This is a genomic window from Clostridium gelidum, from assembly GCF_019977655.1.
Taxonomy (GTDB): domain Bacteria; phylum Bacillota; class Clostridia; order Clostridiales; family Clostridiaceae; genus Clostridium; species Clostridium gelidum.
The window spans coordinates 1,988,718-2,007,994 of the sequence record NZ_AP024849.1 but is presented as its reverse complement, the minus strand read 5'-3'; the positions used below and the strand labels follow the sequence as shown (position 1 = coordinate 2,007,994).

The window sequence follows — 19,277 nt, the reverse complement described above, 5'->3', positions numbered from 1 at the left end:
CAGGTTCCTAACTCTGCTCAAAATCATATGTGCACCTTTTCTGTATACGACACCCCATATTATATACGTTAATATAAAAAGGGTTATTTTAACATAAGAATTATAAATTCAATATTTTTTATGTATAAACAGGTTATTGTAAACCTGTTCATCAACTCCAACTGTTTATATGACAAATTTTGAGCTGAATTTGCAATATAATTAATTTTGTATTATTCTTATATAAGTAACGCTTATTAGGCTAAACATTATAAGAACTAATCTTAATGCTTTAAAAAATGTGAATAAAGTATTTTAGTGTAGTACATTATATTTATAAACTTAGACTATGTAATCATATTAATGACCACATAGTCTAAATTTATAGACTTTAGGCACAATCAAAAAAATAACAAGTCCATTTGCCAGCTTATTTTCCATCATGCTGCGTCGACAAATTGACCTAATAGGCCTGCTATGAGGGCAATTCGTCTCCTTGCCTGATGAAAAATATTCATAGCAACTTTGGACTTGTTATTTATTTTCATGTGCCTTAGTAATTTTTGAATATGAAATGAGGAAATAGAATATGAATAAATCAAAAGAATTAGAAACTGAGAATGTAGGAAAACTTCTATTAAAGTTTTCTATACCAGCTGTTATAGGTATGCTTGTTAATGCTTTATACAGTATTGTAGATAGAATATTTGTAGGTAGAGGTGTTGGATCTCTGGCACTTTCAGGAGTGGCAATAACATTCCCTATTACCAACATAATCATGGGTGTAGGAATGCTTGTTGGTGCTGGATCTGCTGCATTAGTTTCCATAAAATTGGGTCAGAAGAAGGAAAAGGATGCAGAAAAGATTATAGGTAATGCGTTTGTGCTTACGATTATACTTTCATCAATTGTAACTATTTTAGGACTTATATTTTTAGATCCTATATTAAATTTATTGGGTGCAAGCAAGGAAACCCTTCCTTATGCAAAGGAATTTGCTACTATAGTACTTGCAGGTACTTTACTTCAAAATGTTGGATTTGGTTTAAATCCTATTATCCGTTCAGAAGGTGATCCAAAGACTGCTATGAAAACCATGCTTATAGGCGCTGTACTTAACGTAATTATAAATCCCATATTAATATTTGGATTTGGACTAGGTGTAAGAGGTTCAGCCTTTGCAACTATTATTTCACAAGCTGTTTGCTCAATATGGATATTTGTGTATTTTACAAAGGGCAAAAGTCTTTTAAAACTAAAAAGATCCAATACAAAATTAGAAAAAAGTGTTGTTCGTGAAATAATAGCCATAGGTGTATCACCTTTTGCTATGCAAGTTGCCGCTAGCTTTGTTACAATTATTATTAATAAAAGTTTAGAAAAGCATGGTGGAGACCTTGCTATAGCAGCTTATTCACTTATAATGAGTATTGCCCTATTAATAATAATGCCAATGCTAGGTGTGAATCAAGGAGCCCAACCAATAATCGGATATAATTATGGTGCAAAAAATCCAAGTAGAGTTAAAAAAGCATTGAAGTATTCAATTATTGTAAATACTATTATTTCGGCAGTTGGATTTATATTAGTTCAATTATTCCCAGTTCAAATAATTAGAATTTTTAATTCTACAGACACGAAACTTATAGAGATAGGTTCAAATGGAATTTCAATTTTCCTTTGCATGTTTATATTTGTTGGAGCTCAGACAGCTTGTATCAATTACTTTCAGTCTGTAGGAAAAGCAAAAGAATCTATGCTTTTAAGTTTACTTAGGCAGGTTATATTACTTATACCACTTGCAATCATACTTCCAAGCTTCTTTAATTTGAATGGTATATGGATAGCAGGACCAACTTCAGATGTTATTTCATCAATAATAACATTTATTGTTATAGCCTTTGAAATGAAAAAATTAAAACAACTTAATAACGACAACTCTGATGATAAATTAATAGCTTAATATATATTAGGCACAATCAAAAAAACCACGTTGATGTAATCAGCGTGGTTTTTAGATTTTATGACTTAGTTACTAGTTAATATCACCTATAAAAGTATTTTAGCAAATTCCATATTATCAAATTCGTTTTCTTTTATATGATTTAGAGCATCCACTAAGTAGGTTTTGTGATGTTCTATAGTCTTTGAGAAAATTTGTATAAACTTAACTATATTTTCTTTTGAGTCCTGTTCATTATATAAATATTTCCCAACTAAATAAAATCTAATAAATGAATATCTCATTAAAAGCATAATATATCCATCAAATATGGATTCTGTTTCAGAAAACGGAAACATGTTGTTATATATAAAGTTTACTAAATAATTTTCAAAAATATAGCTATTATTATTTATAAAATCTTCATTATAATTTTCAAATGATTTTATGTATGATTTTGAATGTATATTTATGTTTTCTCCTTTTTCAAACTTGAATCCGTCTATAATCTGCTTAGTATACTCCTTAAATACCAGGCTATCCACATTTTTAAATACATTTAAGAAATCCACCATCTTTTTAAAGAAATCAATTTGAAGAATATAGTTTAATTCATTTTTTTCATAAGTATCACACTCAGAATTTATATCATATTCTTTAATGAATTTAGATACATTACCATAATTATATTCAAGTTTTTCTTCTAATGCTTCTATAAAATTGCCTAACATATAAAGTCTTTGACTTAAATCGAATTTTCTATTTTTTATTATTTTTATACTTAAATCTCTAATTTCTTTAAAATACTTTATAGGTGAATTATTAAATTCTTTAGATTTAGTATCAATATCACTTGATATTATGTGTTTTCCTAAAGTTTCTTCACTTTCCTTAAACTCAATCCCTTCTTCTTTTTGTAAAATAATTCTTGCAGCTTCCGGGCACGCTACATCAAGGGACATTTCATAATATCCATCTATTTTATTTGTGATTCTCGGGAAAGATGTACAGACATTCGAAAGATATTCTTCTCCAATCTTAGAATAAATGATACAATAATTTTCTTCATCTAAAAAAGGACACCTTTTTCCACTTTTTAATTTTACTTTTCCATAATCTATATCAGGACTACAATAATTATCATTATTATGAACATTTTTTTGAAACATACTCTTCATTTCTTTGTCTTGAACTTTATAATACTGCTTAAACGTAATCTTATCAATATCTACATCCCATCCAATGCAGCAGCTATCTTCACACTTTCCGCCTATACACTTGAATTCTTTGATATAACGCGGATATCTCATTTTTATCTTTTTCTCCATTGTTTACTTCCTCTTTTACATTAATGCATTTTTAGTTACCTTTTACTAGTAACATTATTCTATTATAACATATATGATTTTCCTCTAAAACATTTATGTAACATTACCCGTAACTTTGTCTAGGTAATACTACTATCATTTGATCCAGTAATTTCACATAAAGTGAAACTTTTCAGGTGGAGTCTTATGCTCCAGCTGAATTTAGTTGAACTTATCCAGGAGCGTGCAGCCGTTATCTCCCACTTGAAGAAGAGGGAGTGTTACGGATGCTAGCTATCGGATAAAATGCTGTACAATTCATTTTAGTGAATAATACAGCATTTAAATGGACTTTTAACTATATATGTTGCAATTAATAATTTACAATGTACAATTGATGCCCTTTATGGGTAGTCTGTGACCAATTTAAGAATTATTTATGCAACATATATATATTCTATCATTTAAATTATCCATATCTATCCAATTTATACTTTAGAATTGAAATTTCTAATAAAAAGCTAACAATACTGTTTGTCCCTCTATTTATTAGTTTACTCTTAGTAATAAGGATAATATGGATAATATGGATACAATGGTGGTGCAATATAAGGTAATAATGCTAATGTAGCTAAATTATTAATTGGAAATCTTCGACGTCTAAATCTTCTAAATCTTCTTCTAGGGCCCCCATAATCATGATATTGCCTTTGTCCATTAGATTGATTTGTATCTTCTTGCTCCATTACCTCCTCACCAGATAACATGGTAATGCCATCTTTGTCCACATTTTCAATAATCCCATCGAATTTATTTCCATCAGTCGTTGTTATTACAATGTGATAATATAAGTATTTTTTGCATTCATCTTCTACAGCACGTGAGTCTCCGTAATAATCATTTCCTTCTAAAGCCATTTTTTAACCATCTCCTTTTAAATTCATGATATTCATCACTGTGGAGAATCGTTCCATTTAAAACAAAAACTGCCTTAACAGAATTTCAAATTCATTATAAGGCAGCTTATTTATTTATTTATTTATTTATTTATTTATTTATTTATTCTCTTTGTTTCTTACAGGTTTATATGAACCTGTTTTATCTTCTGGATCTATATACGTGTAATCACCATTTGAAGTTTTTTTAACTCCAAGTGAAGCCATTTGCTTTTTAGTAACTTTGCGTTTATTAGCCATAAATATCACTCCTTCTACATTTTTAGGATTACCATATAGAAATAATTCATACATTGACTATATAATTTTACTATTTTTACGTATACGTACTGTAAATGTAGTTCCCTTGTTTTCCTTACTTTCTACATCAATAGTTGCATCATGTAGCGTTAGTATTCTCTTTACAAGAGTGAGCCCTATCCCAGTACCATCTACTTTATATCTACTTTTATCGGTGCGGTACATTCTTTCAAATATAAAAGGTAAATCTTCTTTTTTTATACCAATACCACTATCTTTAATTTGAATAATAACAGAATTTATATCACTATCAAGATTAATCCATACTTTTCCATCATTAGTAAATTTAATTCCGTTAGATATAAGATTTATAAATACTTGTTTTAATTTATCATAATCACCTAATACTATAAAATTCTTATTTTCTTCTTCATTAATAATTAATTTTATATTTTTCTCAGTAGCTTCAATAGAAAAATCGTTAATTACTGCTGAAATAAGTTTATCTATATGAACTAGTCCTAAATCAATAGGTATTTCATCTGATTCTATTTGTTTTAATGCATCTAAATTATTTAAAAGCTTACCAAACCTTATTACTTCATCATTTAAGTTATTAAGTTTATCCTGAGTTACTGGTATTATCCCATCTATCATTGCTTCTAAATTATTTTGCAATACATTAAGGGGAGTTCTTATTTCATGAGATATATCTGAAATTAGCCTTTTTCTAAGTAAATCTTGACTGTTTAGTTTTTCACCTAAAGAATTTATACTCTGTGTTAAATTTGTAATTTCCATAATGTTGCTTTTTATATTTGATCTAGAATCATAATTTCCCCTTGATAAATTTACAGAAGTATTTGAAACTTCTTTTATAGGCTTAGAAAATTGCTTTGATAAAATCAAACTTATTATTGCTACTATTGCGAGTGTTAATACACCACTAAATAGAATACCCTTATTAATCTCTGTCTTAAAACTTATATCTTCCTTTGAAAGTAAAACTGGTCCATACTGGCCAACTAGAATTTGACCCACTGTTTTACCATTTACATTTATATCAAAAGTATTACTAGTATAAACTCCTTCTTCAGTACCACTATGCATCATTGTATAACTTTTATCTTTTATGTCATTATGATTCATTCCCCATACAATTTTCTCGTTTTCATCTAAAAGAGTTAAACAATAGTTATTCATATATGCTTCATGCATCATCTCTTCTCCTGAGGTTTTATCCCACTTTCCATCCCTTTTATAAACTTGCTCGAAATATTCTACCAACCTTGTATTTCTTTTACTTTGTATATCTTCCATATATTTATTGAAAGTATTGGTTATAGTTACATTAATTATTACAGCAGACAAAAGTACAGCAACTACTGCACAAAATATTATGATTATACTTAAACGTCCTCTAATACTTTGCTTCATTTTTCATCACCAAATTTATACCCAACTTTTGTAACAGTAATAATGTATCTTGGAGCCTTACTATCTTCTTCAATCTTCTTACGTAAATTCTTAATATGAACATCAACGATTCTATCTGAACCATCAAAATCAATACCAAAAACTCTTTCTATTACAGCTTCTCTTGTAAATACTTTACCTCTATTTGAAGCTAAAGCATATAATATATCAAATTCATTTGGAGTTAAATTCACGTCTTCTTTATTTAACTTAACAATCCTCTTATCAATATCAATTATTAACTTATCACTATCAAGATAAAGAACATTATCTTTTCCTCCATCTACTCTTCTAAACAAAGCATTTACACGAGCAGTTAGCTCTCTTGGACTTAAAGGTTTTGTTAGATATTCATCAGCACCAATATTTAAACCTTCAATTTTATCACTTAGTGTACTCTTAGCAGTTAACATAAAAATATATACATCTGATATTCTTCTAAGGATTTTGCAAACTTCTTCGCCATCAATATCAGGAAGCATCAAATCTAAAATCACAAGATCAATTTTTTCTTTTCTAAATATTTCTATTCCATCTAATCCACTCTCAGTACAGTAAACTCCATATCCTTCTTTTTCAAGATATGCTTTTAAAATTTCCGATACACTTTTTTCATCTTCAATTATTAAAATATTATTCACAAACTCCACCACCTATAAAATTCATTAATATTACATTATCATATATTTACTAAGTTAACATAAACTTATGAATTTTATGTGTAGATAATAAGTAAATTATTACTGTTAAATATATATAAATACAGCTTCAATGTCTGCAGTTATTTTATTTTCTCCAGCTTCAATAGGTGTAGCTCCACTTTCATATTTAAAAGTCATCCCTGTTATTGGTGTTATATTCCCTTTATCCTGTTCTATTATTTGTATTGGTATAATATTTAACTTTACATTAAGTTCATTAGCCATAACACTGGCTTTCTTCTGAGCATCTATAGCCGCCAACCTTAGTGCTTCATAATAATATTTAGTTTGATCTGAAACAATCAAACTAATACCACTTACAGTATTGGCACCATTTTTTACAGCAATATCAATTATTTCACCTACAAAATCAATATTTCTGATAAGAATTTTTAAATTATTACTTACTTCATAACCTCTAAGAATTTGTTTTCCATCAATATAATCATAAGTAGGTCTAATATTATAATTTTGAGTTTGTATATATTTAGGCAATACTCCTATTGCCTTTATACTATTTATAACTTGTTGAGTCGTATTTGCATTTTCTTCTTGTGCAGCTTGTAATTTTATATTTTCTGTTATAATTCCAATTACCACTTCTGCTGCATCTGGTTTCACACTTACTGAACCTTTTCCAAAAACTTTTAATCTATTATGATTTTTCCCACTGGTATAATCATCTGATTTATAGTTATCACTATCTCTTAATATATCCATGATTTTCATCCCTTCAAAATAATTAAGTTACTACCTCATAATATGATTTTTTGTGCTAAATGTCTCAAAAAATAATAAGCGGTAGTTGTAAAATGATTTTCAAATCAATTTACAATTACCACTTAATTTCAGATTAAATTTGAATGCTATTCTTAACTTATCTAAAATAATATATTTATTACATGTTAGGCATGTTTGACATATTACTTATAAGTTCAGGATTTACCATACCAAAAATCATTGCAACATGAGCTACAACTAGAAATCCACTAATAAGAATAAAGTGAATTTTTGTTTTTTCCTCTGCTGTTTTCTTCTTAAATATTATTCCAAGCTCCATTAAAGATATTGGAAGAAGAAATATCACTCCGGATAAATAGAAACCAACGGCTAATACATCTATTACACCATGCCATCCTCCAGAACTAGTTAATGGAATAACTGCTGCATTCAATAGATAAATAAAAATACCCGTGAAGAATAATCCATCAAAAATTCCAACAACTTTATTGAATGTTCTTAATCCACCATATTTACTTTTGTTAAATAATATAAAGAATTCTGAGATTGTCAGAGCTTCTGCACAAATAACTGGTATAGCCATAAAAATAATCAGATTCCAAGGTTGATTGTCTGCAAGTAGTGACATATAATGAGTCATATTCATAATTAATACCTCCTTATAAATTTTATAAATTCATTTTACAAAATTCTTATGAAGATTTTATGAAGATTTCTAATATTATCCGAAAGTAATATAAGAAAGAATTACTACTTAATAAACAAAGCAATTATTTATGGTGATTTTGGAGTGATCGTTACCTCACCATTACCAACTAATACAATTATGTAGTTAGGCTTAATCGTTATTACATCGTTTTCTATTGAAACAGGTTCTAGTTTAATGGTTTGTATATCATTATTATATTGATCAAAAATTAAAATGCGGATACTATCTTTTTTTGAAACATTTTTAATAATATAAGCATTACTTGGCGAGACATCAAAATTAGTGACAGTATAAATACCTTCCTTAAAAGTTGCATCAACAGCAAATGCAACCTTTAATCCAATTACATTAAAAAATAAGCATAAAAAAATCAAGAATAAAATAGTACACTTCTTCATCATACATCTCCTTTAAGTTAAAGCATTAAACAAAATCACCACTAAGTTTCAATTGGAGTAAAATATAATTCTCCTTTACCAAGTATTACAATTCTGTAATTAGTCAAAATCGGTACTGTAATGTGTTTTCCTGAGTTTGGCTGTAGTCGTATAGCATGATTTATAACTTGATTTTCATCTAAAATAATCAAGTAAACTCCATCCGTTAAGGAAATGTTTGAAAAAGAATAAACATTGCTTTTTGAGGGAATAAGATCAGATGATTTATAAATACCTTGGGTAAATGTATTAGTAATTGCAAATACAGATTTTAATCCGATTATATTAAAGGTTAAGCTAAAAAAAATTAAAAATAAAGCAGTAAATCTCTTCATTACTCACCCACCTTTCGGTTATATTATGCGCAATAAATATAATAATATTAGTTCTTTTTAGATTTGATAATTTCTTAACTTTTGTTTTGTACGTAAATTCTAAAATTATAAGTTCTTCCAAATACTTTAATAATCTTATTTTCAATAATATAATCTTTATAACCTAACAAAAACAAAACAAAACAACACCCATTCTAGATTAAATTTACTTTTGTAAATCATTCAACACTAAAATCGGTGTTTTTATTATTTTTCAATTATATCTTCTTGGAATTCAGGAAATTAATCTCTCCAAATATGCCATAAAGCATTATTTGACCCTTTAACAAATACATCAGTTCTACGAGGTCCCCACGATACCGCTGCTGGATCTAAAGTAAATGTCCCCCCAATAGTTTGCCAGTTACTCCACCGCGATCCGTTCCAAGACCTAGTTATTAACTGGTTATTTGGATTTCTTGCAAATACTTCAAGTCTATTTGTAGCTCTAGATGATACTGCTGGTGCTGATGCTATATTGCCCCCAAGATCTTCAAAATCGCTCCAGTTAGAGCCATCCCACCACTTGTGATATAGACGATTTCCTTGACCACGAACAAATACGTCTATTCTATTATTTCCCCAAGAAACAGCAGCAGGAGCAGATGTTAAGTTTCCACCAAGATTCTCAAAGTCACTCCAGGTGGAACCATTCCACCACTTATGATAAAGGGCATTGTCAGTTCCACGAACAAATGTATCAAGTCTGTTTGGTGCCCAAGAAGAAACTGTTGGTGCAGAAGTTAATACTCCACCAAGATCTTCCCATTCACTAAAGTTAGAGCCATCGAAGTATTTATGATACATGGAGTTAGTTGTGCCTCTACCAAAAATATCAATTCTATTATTTCCCCAAGAAACAGCAGCAGGTGCAGAGGTTAGAATGCCACCAAGGTTTTCATATTCACTCCAACGTGAACCATTCCAATATTTATGATATAACGCACTATCTGTGCCTGTTACAAAAACATCAAGCCTGTTTGGTGCCCAAGAAGAAACTGCTGGAGAAAACTTTAACACTCCACCAAGATCCTCCCATTGACTCCACTCGTCACCTGGTTCAGGTTGTGGCTGAGGTCCCGGTTGTGGCGGAACTGGAAACGGTGGAACTGTACTATTTCTAAGAGTAAATTCTATTATATCTCTAAAAGTACGCCTAACCACGCTGTTAGGTAAACCGGAAGCACTAAGGACAGAAAAAATCGTGTCATATCTTCTTCTAAAATTGTTATAAATTGTATTTATTCTTTGATTTATATTTCCTCCATACTTTGGCGATTCATCTAAAGTAAATGAAATTGCTGTTCTGACGTAATTTTCAATTATTCTTTGCATTTCTCTAAATAGCTGTGGTTGTTGGTTATTAAGTATTGTATATATTCTAGTTACATCCTGTTCTGGTGCTCTGGTATTGTTTAAGTAAGATTCTTCAGAAAATAAGTCAAAATGTTGCAGCTCATCATCACCTCTAGTTTCATCGTCATGGTCAGAGTTATTGAATTTCCTCATTTGTTCATAAAAAAACGGACAAACATTTTGTTGCATGCAATAAGGGCAGTACAAGTTTTCTTTATTATGCATTAAAAATCTCCTTATATTTTTACTTGCTATGGATATAAACCCAACTAATTTCATTTTATGATTAGAACTTAAGTGTGTTACACAAAGTAACAAATATAAGAATTTTATTTACGCTTTTACGCAGCAACTTTGTTCTTTTGGGATTACCAGTTACAATATCATTACTTGGACAAAATAAGTGTATTTTTAATCACTTAGATTATCCATTAATCCTCTAATTCAGCTTGTATTCTTTTAATTTCATTAATATTATCTAAAAATATATCCACTATTTTAGGATCAAATTGCTTTCCTCTCTGCTCCTTAATATACTCTACTATTTGAGATAATTCCCATTTCTTCTTATAAACACGCTCTGTTGCTAATGCATCAAATACATCAGTTAAAGAAACAATTCTACTATAAAGCCCAATATTATCCCCACTTATTCCCTTTGGATAACCTGTACCATCATATCTTTCATGATGTTCTAAAGCAATGTTTGAGGCAATTTCCAAAATCGGCTTATTGGAATTGCATAGTATCTCATGTCCTACAACAGTATGGGTTTTCATGATTTCAAATTCTTCTGGAGTTAGCTTACCTGGCTTTAACAATATATTGTCTGGAATTGATACTTTACCAACATCATGCAAAGTAGAAGCGATTTTTAAAATATCAGCCTCCTCTTCAGTAGTACCATATTTCAGTGCAATAAGTCTAGAGTAATGAGCAACTCTTCTAATATGATTACCAGTTTCTTGCGAACGGGCTTCTGTAAGTGCTCCAAGCTTATATATTATTTCTTTTTGAGTCTCAAAGTTATCTTTAATAAGATCCCTTATACTTGAAATCATATCATTAAAGCCTTTAGAAATTTTAGCAATCTCGTCGCTATTGTTATCTACAAGTTCAATATCAAGATTTCCCATTTTAACTTTGTTCATAAGATTCTCTAGTTTATTTAATGGCTTTGATATACTAAATGAAATTACAATAGAAATAGGTACTGCAAATACCGAACATAATACTCCAATAATCACTATATTCCACATAAGAGTCTTAGAGTCTGCTTGAAGATATGTATATGGAATAGTACTTATAATAAACCAATCGCAGTTTTCTATTTTGTTATAAGCTACCAATTTTTTTTCACCCAATATATCCATTGAAAAGCTATAGTTTTTCACTTCATTATTGTGTATAATATTTTCTATTAGCTTTTTCTCTAAATAGACTTCATTTATTGGTATTTTTGATTCATTACTACTGGATACTATTGTACCTTTTGAATCCATAATTAAAATTTCTCCATTATCTCCAATTTGCAATTCATTACAAACATTTGAAATATATGAACTTTTTAATGTTAATATTAATGTTCCAATTCTTTCACCATTAACATGATTTTTTACAATACTATCAATTGAAACTTCAAAATTTCCATTTAAATCCTTAAGAATTCTATAATTGTATCCTTTATCTTTAGATTCATTGTAAATATCCATAAGTTGATTTGAGTTATAGTTATTTTGACCGACTCCCATTATTGAATTATTACCAGTAATAATATTTATACTAGTTATATTCGAAGAAGCATTAAATGCTGAAAGCCTCATTTTTTTTATAAATCCGGACTTAATTTGATCTTCAATTTTATACTTTTCAACACTATTTTGTTTATCATAACCAATTAAATCCTTTTGTATTTCTTCACTCATCCCAAGTTCTTCACATAAACTTTCTTTAAACGTCAATTCAGTTTGTAAGTTTCTCCCAACATCAGCCATTAATTGAACTGAATAGGTGTTAATCTTGCTCTCTATAGCATCACTTGATTTCCTATAACTTATTAAGCTTGTAATAGCTAATGGGATAAATGATAGCAATAAAAATGAGACTATAAGTCTTGTCTGAATTTTAATGCTTCTTATTTTTATATGCATCCCTATCCCTCTCTTTCTTTTACAAATTTATTTTTATTAATCATATAATAAAGGTTTCATATCTTCATTATCAATATTAGTTTTGTCATACCATATATATCCTGTGTCTATGATACTTTGTATCTTTTCTCCATTTGAAACCTCATATGCTGCTTCAACCGCTTTGTACCCCATTTGTACAGGATTCTGACTAATTGCACCAAGCATTATTCCACTTCTTACAGCATCTTTTTGCATCTTTCCAGCATCAAAACCAACAATTGTAATCTTTCCTACTTTATTTTTTTCAATTACACCATTAATCAGGCCATATGTTGCTCCTTCATTTGTTGCAAATATCCCCTTTATATCTGGATATTTCTCAATAATTTTCTCAGTAAACTTTTGAGAAATCTCATGTTCACTTGCGCCATACTCAACATCTATAATTTTTATTTTTGGATATTCATCTTTTATTCTATTCACAAAACCATCACAACGTTCCGTGCCTGTACTACTTACCGAATCTGGATCATGACATATAACTGCAACTTCCCCTTCTTGACCTATAGCTGTAGCCAATTTATCTGCTGCTGCACTTGAAGCCGCCGCATTGCCCGTAGCTACAGTAGTAATCGGAATATTACTATCTACATCGGCGTCAAATATGATAACAGCAATATTAGCAGCTTTAGCCTTCTCAAGTTGAGGAATAACTGATTTTCTATCACCAGCTGCCAAAATAATAGCAGCTGGTTTCTTGCCTAAAGCTGAATCAATTATTTCAATTTGCTTATTGATAGAAGCATCACCTTCCGGAGCTTCGAATGTTATTCTAACATTATAGTCCTTCGCTGCTTTTTCTGCTCCCATCTTAACTGATTGCCAATACTGTTGTTGCAACCCCTTTGCTATAATTGGAATATATATTTGTTTTTTGTCATCATTTTTCGAAGACACATTATCCATTTTGTTGTCCAGTGAATTTCCACAACTGCATAAAAATAATGCAAAAAATATTTGACAACAAATACTACAAAAACTTTTTTTATTGTTCATACATTTTTCTCCTATGCTATATTATTTTTATTCATACATTATATTATGTTTAATAATTCTTAATGTTATATCAATATATTTAAATAATTCTATATAAATATATTTTCACCTTTATATTTTTTTATTTTTCGCACAATATTTATCATTTTCTTATTCTCATAAAACCTATTTTTCTCCTAACTTAGTTGCTATAACAAAGTTATTTAATATATCTATATCAAATCAAAACTCACAAGATTATACTCTCATATGTTAATTCTTTTATTTTATATTACTTACATAATACTACATTCTGCCCAAGCTTTCTATAAAATTAAGAGTCAATCGAATTAAATACTTAACTGTTATATTCCAAAATAGCTTTTTTACAGCAAAAAAATAAAGGTTTGGAATTAAAATTCCCATAACCTCTATTTTTTTAACTAATGTGCAATTTAGCCAAATTTATTATAACATACAGCTTAACTGTGCACCGGTTTTACCAAAACTATTCTAATTACGTTCTTCTGTATACCACTTTTTTATAATCTCAGTACTTTCATTGCTTGGATAGTACATTTTATCAGCGCTTGTTTCACCTATAGCGAATATTGAGAATCCAAGATGCCAAGTCTCATTTTCAAATACTACTCTATACGCATCAAAGCAATTTGCCTGTTCCTGATTATTAACAATGTCAGAAATTTGGGGATCATATGGCGCGACTGATGCTTTGTTTGTTCTTGGAAATCCTAGTTCTCCAAAAAAAATTGGTTTCTTATATTTATCATAAAAATTCTTTATTTCTTGTTTTACATTTTGTTTTCTATTATATATTGTTGTACTTTGTAGGGCATCTTTTAAATTATCTACAGTATTAATATCATTATTTGTAAGTTCAAAATATGATGCTATTGAAATAAAGTCTACTTTTGAAAACACTTTATTATTTAATTTCGCCTCGTACTGTGCAGTTACTTTTGGTTCCCATTCTGTAGCTGTAACCCAGAAGTTTGTCCTATATGTCACTAGACCTTTATACTGTTTCCTAACATAGTCTACCATATCACACATATATCCTTCACTAGACTCCATATTTACAAAACTTGTACCTATATTTAATGCATCTATATGATAAGGTACTGCAACATCTTTAATCAAAACATCCAAAACATTATGTGTCCAATTATAAAAAAAGTCATTTATATTATCAGGCTTCCATTTTGTTTCTGGGATGCTTCCATTTTCTATCCATGGATAAGGCTCCAATATTATATTTATCTTTTTACCTTCTAATTTATTAATTAGATCTATTGCTCGTTTTTTGCTTCCATTATCTACTGTCATATTGCTTGATGTTGAATAATCAATATTTACTACTATTGGTACATTTAAAGTGTTTAATCCCAATTTTTCTACATCCTCAAGAGCTTGTTCAATATTATAATCAGTGGATAAATTCCCTGATTTAATCTTAGTTTGAAATTTATCATTTAGTGTCTTACCTTCTATTTTATTTATCATTTTATTAATGACACCTCTAGACGTAACATTAATTTTATAACTATAAAAAGCAATTGAAAATATAATTATGATGATAAATATTATTATTTTCCTTTTCTTAGTCATTTTTACCCCCTTGCAAGTTATCATACTGTATTAATTAGGAAGCTCATCTAAAGTTTTAAATTTATAACCTTGGTTCTTCCATTCTTTAATTAAGCTATTCAAAATAGTAGCATTAGTTTTAGATACAGCATGAAGTAAGCAAATCGTACCATTATGAGTGTTTTTTAAAAGCTTTGCTTTAGAAGATTCAGGATCAGGCTGATTATCTACATTATAATCTTGATAGGCAAGGCTAAAAAATACGGATTTATAACCAAATTTTTGAGTATAATAAAGTGATAATTCACTAAAAGTACCTTCTGGTGGTCTGAAATATTTTGACATTTTACAACCAGAAATACTATTCACTGCATCCTCTACACCAGAAATTTCAGCATTAAAAGCAGTTTCATCCTTCAATGTAGGCATTGATTTATGTGATACTGAATGGTTTCCTATTATATGTCCTTCCTTACTCATCCTCTTTAATAATTCTGAATCTGGAACCCCATTAAAGCTACCAGTTACAAAAGGCTTGGTTACAAAAAATGTTGCAGGTACATTATTTTCCTTTAGCGTATCTAGAATACTTACAGTATATCCATTTTCATAGCCTTCATCAAAAGTAAGATAAATAATTTTTTGAGATTTATCTCCAAAGCCATAACCTTTATATTTGGATAAAAGGTCAGCATTATCTCTTGATGAATATAACCATGACCATTCTATAGCTTTAGTGCTAAGTGATGAAGTGTCAGATGACACTACAGGCGTAAAAGCGTCTGGTTTAGTAGTAGATTTCAGTATAGAATCAGACTCTTTTTTTATAACAGACTCTTTTTTTTGTGCTTCATCTGGTGTAAGTTCAGATTCCGATTTAAAATCAGGCTTTGCTTTTTCTGCAAGCTTTTTATTATTGTGGCCATTGTCTATATTTTCATTTTCCGAATCAATTGCCTGTATATTCTCTTGATTTTTTGTCTCATTTTGATTTGTTCCTCCACAACCTGACAACAGTAAAGCTAAGACTATGCTTAATGCTAAGTTCCTTTTAAACAATTTCATCCCCCCAAACATATAAGGAATATTCATTAATATTTTCTACCTAAAATGTTTTTTGTTATAACTTGTCCTACATAAAAATAATTATAGAACAACATATTTACTGTTCATTAATATTACTATAATTACATTATACAACATTTTATCACTAAATTTTCTATAACTTCTTGCATTTTTTATGTTTCTTCTACATAAATCTTAATTGAAAAACTCTTAATATACATTTAACTAAATATTCTTCATGAAATAAATCTGCTATATTATATTTAAATTTTAATTAACTTTGCTACATTTATATAGTATTCTGGATAAAAGAAAAAGCCATAAATTAATTATGACTTTTGCTTATCTTATTTATTGTTTTAATAGATATAATAGTATTCAATTTTCAAAACTCATCTTATCCAATAAAATATACATGAAATCCAACTCACAATGCATACATTATTCTTACTTTACATGATTAAGAACTTCATTTAATTTATTATACTTTTTCAATCAAATGTAATTCCATACACTCTTTCCTATTTTTTTAACAGTTCGTTAAACACCCTGTTATGTTCTATATCCTTACTTAATCCTTGAATGACTCTTATAATTTGTTCTCCACCTATTTTTTCTTGTGAATTCATGGCAATTCCTATAACATATGCTTTTATTATTCTATAACTATTAATTAATACTTTAACACTTTGAATCAAACTTTCTTCTTTATTAAAAGGAATCAAGTCTTTAAAAATCTGATTTACTAAGTAATTTTCAAAAACATAAGCGTATTCTTCTAATTCATTAAAATACTTTTGGGTTTCCTTTAGGTACTTACCTATATCACCTTGATTTAATTCATCACTCCCGTTTAATGTAATTCTATCTAGTATATTATTTTGATTTAAAATTCCAGCTTTATATTCCATTACACATGCTCTTAATCTTACACTTCTTATCTTTTTCACAAGCTCATCTTCAGCAAGACTTATATAAAATTCATTATTTTCCTTAAATGTTACTCCTTTTAGATCAGCATAATCTATATCTTCATTATTCATATCTTCTAATAGTTCTTCCATATCATCAAATTCACCTGAATTGTATATTCCGTCAATTTGCTTATAAAAATTCTCAAGAATATTAAGCCTCTCTTCTATAGAAAACCTTCTATCCTGTATAATATTTATGGATATAACCCTTATATCCCAAAAATATTGAAGAAGGCTTTCTGTACCTTCAAAGGCTTCACTATCAATAATTCTTCTTATCTCAATATTTTTTTCCTCAATTTCTTCTTTACTTTCAACAAATTCCATTTTGTCTTTATTTAAAAATGCTCTCGTACATATTTCCATACAAGAAGGTAATCCGCTTTTTTCATACACATTATCTACAATATTGAATACTCTAGGATAGCCTTTGCAAGTTAAACAAAGATTCTCTTGTCCATCCCCTCCATGTATATCACAAAGCATATTTGAATTTAGAAAGGGACATCTATTTTCATCTTTAAGCACCATAAAACCATAATTGAAAGAATCATGTTCATCTTCACTTTTAATAAATTTCCCGTCTAATAATCCTTTAAGTTCTCCGGTACTATTCACGTATTTATTATAAGTATCCTCATCTATATTTATATCCCAACCAGCACAACAGCTATCAGTACAACTTGAGCTTACGCATTTAAACTCCACCATATATTTAGGTAAAAAAGTATTAACCTTCATAATTTAACTCCATTCTATTTCTCATCAATCTAAATCTAATAATTTTAGCTATCAGCTTGAAAAAACTGATATTTAAAATTTAACACAATTAAAAGTTTAAATCCATATAAAATATAGTTTTCATAACTAAAAATAAGAGATAGCTATTATTATAACTATCTCTAAACTTTAGGACTGTCTTTAGTATATTTATTTCTTTTGTATTTATCTATTTTTATATCCTTAGTATTTATACTTCTTTTGTATTTATCTATTTTTATATCCTTAGTATTTATACTTCTTTTGTATGTGTATATAATAACATATTGCGACAAAATAATCCATATTCTTCAGGAATATTAAATAATTATTTTTCGACAAAGTTATAATAGTATTAAGATAATCATTTTTTTATAACTTAAAATTTGCCTACACTCATACAAATATTTTTATTTCTTTTGAAATACACCTATACGCATATCTATAGTAATAACAAGTGATTCATATGAATCTAATTTTTCTTTATTTTCTGCAGTAGATTTCCAATAATGAGGTGTCATTTTCAATAAACTTAGAATTTCTTCCTTGTTCAATTCAATGTCAAAGGTAACATTAGATTCTTTAACATATTCATTTTCCTCATCATCAGCTTTATATACTTTTTCATTTAAATGAACCTCTGAATAAATAATATTTCTAAGTTGAATCAAATGATTAGTTCTAGGCAACACCCTAACGAAAACTCCATCATCTTTTAAAACTCTATTGCACTCATTAATATCTATAGGACTAAATACAGAAAGTATACAATCTATAGATTTACACTCCGCCGGAATATGAAAATTATTTCCAACTGCCCAAATACAGTCTTTATTGGTTTTGCTTGCATGTTTTACAGCCTCTTTTGATACATCCATACCATAGTAATTAGCCTTTATATTTCTTTCATCCATATAATTCTTTAAATTTGTTAAATAATAACCTTCTCCACATCCTAAATCCATAATATTAAATTTATCATTATTATCTTTACTTAAAGATTCAACAATCATTTCGTTAATTTTATCTGACAGCACCCCATAATAACCTTTAGACAGAAACTCCACTCTTGCCAATACCATCTCCTTAGAATCGCCCGGATTTTTACTTCTTTTTTGATTACTAATTAATAAATTCACATACCCTTCTTTTGCAATGTCATATGTATGATTATTTTCACATTTATACATTTTATTCGAAACATCTTTAATCAAATTTCCTTTACAAACAGGGCAAAGCAGCAGTTCATTATTCATAATATACAGCTCTCTTTCTATATCTTTACAATCTCTATACTATACACTTTTTGAATGTTTTTATCAACTTTTCGAACGCTTTTAGGGTTGATTAATTATATTTTATGTTCGAGTATTTATGAAGAAAATATCAAGTCAAAGTTACAATTTGAATGTACCTTAAAACATTTTAGATTAAATATATATAAAATAAAAGATGCAGCCCAATAACGACTGCATCTCTATATTAT

General features: G+C 28.7%; 17 protein-coding genes. 1 reads left to right on the top strand and 16 read right to left on the bottom strand.

Translation table 11 applies throughout. The annotated features are described in order from the left end of the window. Window positions 1-568 precede the first annotated feature (568 nt). The gene (locus tag psyc5s11_RS08865; protein WP_224037240.1) at window positions 569-1,942 is read left to right on the top strand and encodes an MATE family efflux transporter; all 1,374 of its coding nucleotides are present in this window, start codon (window positions 569-571) and stop codon (window positions 1,940-1,942) included. Window positions 1,943-2,028: 86 nt separating this feature from the next. Here psyc5s11_RS08865 and fliB (psyc5s11_RS08860) read toward each other — a convergent pair whose 3' ends face one another. The 16 genes from fliB (psyc5s11_RS08860) to psyc5s11_RS08785 form a co-directional block, all read right to left on the bottom strand. Beyond that, complete coding sequence (gene fliB / locus psyc5s11_RS08860) at window positions 2,029-3,249, bottom strand: flagellin lysine-N-methylase (RefSeq protein WP_224037239.1); 1,221 nt, start codon at window positions 3,247-3,249, stop codon at window positions 2,029-2,031. Between the two features lie 539 nt (window positions 3,250-3,788). After that, the gene (locus psyc5s11_RS08855) at window positions 3,789-4,145 is read right to left on the bottom strand and encodes a hypothetical protein (RefSeq protein WP_224037238.1); all 357 of its coding nucleotides are present in this window, start codon (window positions 4,143-4,145) and stop codon (window positions 3,789-3,791) included. A gap of 138 nt (window positions 4,146-4,283) precedes the next feature. Beyond that, window positions 4,284-4,424 carry a hypothetical protein gene (locus psyc5s11_RS08850; RefSeq protein WP_224037237.1) on the bottom strand — a complete coding sequence of 47 codons (141 nt, stop codon included), beginning with the start codon at window positions 4,422-4,424 and terminating at the stop codon, window positions 4,284-4,286. Between the two features lie 57 nt (window positions 4,425-4,481). Continuing rightward, complete coding sequence (locus tag psyc5s11_RS08845; protein WP_224037236.1) at window positions 4,482-5,861, bottom strand: sensor histidine kinase; 1,380 nt, start codon at window positions 5,859-5,861, stop codon at window positions 4,482-4,484. Further along, a complete protein-coding gene (locus psyc5s11_RS08840; protein ID WP_224037235.1) occupies window positions 5,858-6,541 on the bottom strand; it encodes a response regulator transcription factor in 684 nt (227 codons plus the stop codon). The genes psyc5s11_RS08845 and psyc5s11_RS08840 overlap by 4 nt, the downstream gene beginning before the upstream one ends. 105 nt (window positions 6,542-6,646) lie before the next feature. Further along, a complete protein-coding gene (locus psyc5s11_RS08835; protein WP_224037234.1) occupies window positions 6,647-7,321 on the bottom strand; it encodes an SIMPL domain-containing protein in 675 nt (224 codons plus the stop codon). A 178-nt stretch (window positions 7,322-7,499) separates the two neighbouring features. Then, a complete protein-coding gene (locus tag psyc5s11_RS08830) occupies window positions 7,500-7,988 on the bottom strand; it encodes a DUF6803 family protein (protein ID WP_224037233.1) in 489 nt (162 codons plus the stop codon). 128 nt (window positions 7,989-8,116) lie between these two features. Then, complete coding sequence (locus tag psyc5s11_RS08825) at window positions 8,117-8,449, bottom strand: hypothetical protein (protein WP_224037232.1); 333 nt, start codon at window positions 8,447-8,449, stop codon at window positions 8,117-8,119. Between the two features lie 41 nt (window positions 8,450-8,490). Beyond that, window positions 8,491-8,823 (bottom strand): hypothetical protein, encoded by a 333-nt coding sequence (locus psyc5s11_RS08820; RefSeq protein ID WP_224037231.1) that lies wholly within the window; start codon window positions 8,821-8,823, stop codon window positions 8,491-8,493. 282 nt (window positions 8,824-9,105) lie between these two features. After that, a complete protein-coding gene (locus tag psyc5s11_RS08815) occupies window positions 9,106-10,443 on the bottom strand; it encodes a DUF346 domain-containing protein (RefSeq protein WP_224037230.1) in 1,338 nt (445 codons plus the stop codon). 206 nt (window positions 10,444-10,649) lie between these two features. Then, window positions 10,650-12,368, bottom strand: a complete 1,719-nt coding sequence (locus psyc5s11_RS08810) for an HD domain-containing phosphohydrolase (protein WP_224037229.1) — start codon at window positions 12,366-12,368, stop codon at window positions 10,650-10,652. A gap of 36 nt (window positions 12,369-12,404) precedes the next feature. After that, window positions 12,405-13,406: an ABC transporter substrate-binding protein gene (locus psyc5s11_RS08805; protein ID WP_224037228.1), complete on the bottom strand. Its 1,002-nt coding sequence runs from the start codon at window positions 13,404-13,406 to the stop codon at window positions 12,405-12,407. Between the two features lie 492 nt (window positions 13,407-13,898). Next, window positions 13,899-15,014, bottom strand: coding sequence for a glycoside hydrolase family 113 (locus psyc5s11_RS08800; RefSeq protein WP_224037227.1), 1,116 nt, complete (start codon window positions 15,012-15,014; stop codon window positions 13,899-13,901). Window positions 15,015-15,044: 30 nt separating this feature from the next. Beyond that, a complete protein-coding gene (locus tag psyc5s11_RS08795) occupies window positions 15,045-16,052 on the bottom strand; it encodes a polysaccharide deacetylase family protein (protein WP_375541995.1) in 1,008 nt (335 codons plus the stop codon). A gap of 527 nt (window positions 16,053-16,579) precedes the next feature. Next, window positions 16,580-17,773, bottom strand: a complete 1,194-nt coding sequence (gene fliB, locus psyc5s11_RS08790; protein WP_224037225.1) for a flagellin lysine-N-methylase — start codon at window positions 17,771-17,773, stop codon at window positions 16,580-16,582. Window positions 17,774-18,201: 428 nt separating this feature from the next. Beyond that, complete coding sequence (locus psyc5s11_RS08785) at window positions 18,202-19,047, bottom strand: putative RNA methyltransferase (protein WP_224037224.1); 846 nt, start codon at window positions 19,045-19,047, stop codon at window positions 18,202-18,204. Between the last annotated feature and the right edge of the window lie 230 nt (window positions 19,048-19,277).

Excerpts from the sequence above, each read along its gene's own strand:
- psyc5s11_RS08785 (WP_224037224.1), bottom strand. The coding sequence starts at position 19,047 with ATGAATAATGAACTGCTGCTTTGCCCTGTTTGTAAAGGAAATTTGATT.
- psyc5s11_RS08830 (WP_224037233.1), bottom strand. The coding sequence starts at position 7,988 with ATGAATATGACTCATTATATGTCACTACTTGCAGACAATCAACCTTGG.
- psyc5s11_RS08815 (WP_224037230.1), bottom strand. The coding sequence starts at position 10,443 with ATGCATAATAAAGAAAACTTGTACTGCCCTTATTGCATGCAACAAAAT.
- psyc5s11_RS08810 (WP_224037229.1), bottom strand. The coding sequence starts at position 12,368 with ATGCATATAAAAATAAGAAGCATTAAAATTCAGACAAGACTTATAGTC.
- psyc5s11_RS08850 (WP_224037237.1), bottom strand. The coding sequence starts at position 4,424 with ATGGCTAATAAACGCAAAGTTACTAAAAAGCAAATGGCTTCACTTGGA.
- psyc5s11_RS08825 (WP_224037232.1), bottom strand. The coding sequence starts at position 8,449 with ATGAAGAAGTGTACTATTTTATTCTTGATTTTTTTATGCTTATTTTTT.
- psyc5s11_RS08820 (WP_224037231.1), bottom strand. The coding sequence starts at position 8,823 with ATGAAGAGATTTACTGCTTTATTTTTAATTTTTTTTAGCTTAACCTTT.
- psyc5s11_RS08865 (WP_224037240.1), top strand. The coding sequence starts at position 569 with ATGAATAAATCAAAAGAATTAGAAACTGAGAATGTAGGAAAACTTCTA.
- psyc5s11_RS08855 (WP_224037238.1), bottom strand. The coding sequence starts at position 4,145 with ATGGCTTTAGAAGGAAATGATTATTACGGAGACTCACGTGCTGTAGAA.
- fliB (WP_224037239.1), bottom strand. The coding sequence starts at position 3,249 with ATGGAGAAAAAGATAAAAATGAGATATCCGCGTTATATCAAAGAATTC.
- psyc5s11_RS08800 (WP_224037227.1), bottom strand. The coding sequence starts at position 15,014 with ATGACTAAGAAAAGGAAAATAATAATATTTATCATCATAATTATATTT.
- psyc5s11_RS08845 (WP_224037236.1), bottom strand. The coding sequence starts at position 5,861 with ATGAAGCAAAGTATTAGAGGACGTTTAAGTATAATCATAATATTTTGT.
- fliB (WP_224037225.1), bottom strand. The coding sequence starts at position 17,773 with ATGAAGGTTAATACTTTTTTACCTAAATATATGGTGGAGTTTAAATGC.
- psyc5s11_RS08805 (WP_224037228.1), bottom strand. The coding sequence starts at position 13,406 with ATGAACAATAAAAAAAGTTTTTGTAGTATTTGTTGTCAAATATTTTTT.
- psyc5s11_RS08835 (WP_224037234.1), bottom strand. The coding sequence starts at position 7,321 with ATGGATATATTAAGAGATAGTGATAACTATAAATCAGATGATTATACC.